General features: G+C 46.9%; 3 protein-coding genes. All 3 read left to right on the top strand.

Annotation, left to right across the window (positions count from 1 at the left end; all coding sequences use genetic code 11):
- On the top strand, positions 1-243 hold a 243-nt coding region (locus NFU81_RS04895; RefSeq protein WP_048031053.1), incomplete at its 5' end, for a recombination protein NinG.
- On the top strand, positions 240-446 hold the full coding sequence (locus NFU81_RS04890; protein ID WP_002901791.1) for a phage NinH family protein: 207 nt from the start codon (positions 240-242) through the stop codon (positions 444-446). The genes NFU81_RS04895 and NFU81_RS04890, both read left to right, overlap by 4 nt.
- Positions 424-726: a metallophosphoesterase gene (locus tag NFU81_RS04885; RefSeq protein ID WP_197092564.1), complete on the top strand. Its 303-nt coding sequence runs from the start codon at positions 424-426 to the stop codon at positions 724-726. Before NFU81_RS04890 ends, NFU81_RS04885 begins: the two co-directional genes overlap by 23 nt.
- Positions 727-732 lie beyond the last annotated feature (6 nt).

The raw sequence follows: 732 nt of genomic DNA, 5'->3' as shown, positions 1-732 counted from the left end.
CCTCAACTCCGATTTAATGAACGCAATATTCACAAGCAATGCGTGGTGTGCAACCAGCACAAAAGCGGAAATCTCGTTCCGTATCGCGTCGAACTGATTAGCCGCATCGGGCAGGAAGCAGTAGACGAAATCGAATCAAACCATAACCGCCATCGCTGGACTATCGAAGAGTGCAAGGCGATCAAGGCAGAGTACCAACAGAAACTCAAAGACCTGCGAAATAGCAGAAGTGAGGCCGCATGACGTTCTCAGTAAAAACCATTCCAGACATGCTCGTTGAAACATACGGAAATCAGACAGAAGTAGCACGCAGACTGAAATGTAGTCGCGGTACGGTCAGAAAATACGTTGATGATAAAGACGGGAAAATGCACGCCATCGTCAACGACGTTCTCATGGTTCATCGCGGATGGAGTGAAAGAGATGCGCTATTACGAAAAAATTGATGGCAGCAAATACCGAAATATTTGGGTAGTTGGCGATCTGCACGGATGCTACACGAACCTGATGAACAAACTGGATACGATTGGATTCGACAACAAAAAAGACCTGCTTATCTCGGTGGGCGATTTGGTTGATCGTGGTGCAGAGAACGTTGAATGCCTGGAATTAATCACATTCCCCTGGTTCAGAGCTGTACGTGGAAACCATGAGCAAATGATGATTGATGGCTTATCAGAGCGTGGAAACGTTAATCACTGGCTGCTTAATGGCGGTGGCTGGTAAAGAACC

Source organism: Actinacidiphila cocklensis, from assembly GCF_907177275.1.
Lineage (GTDB): Bacteria > Actinomycetota > Actinomycetes > Streptomycetales > Streptomycetaceae > Actinacidiphila > Actinacidiphila cocklensis.
This window is presented reverse-complemented; position numbering and strand designations above follow the sequence as displayed.

Bases quoted from the DNA above. Each gene is read 5' to 3' on its own strand.
- NFU81_RS04885 (WP_197092564.1), top strand. From the start codon at position 424: ATGCGCTATTACGAAAAAATTGATGGCAGCAAATACCGAAATATTTGG.
- NFU81_RS04890 (WP_002901791.1), top strand. From the start codon at position 240: ATGACGTTCTCAGTAAAAACCATTCCAGACATGCTCGTTGAAACATAC.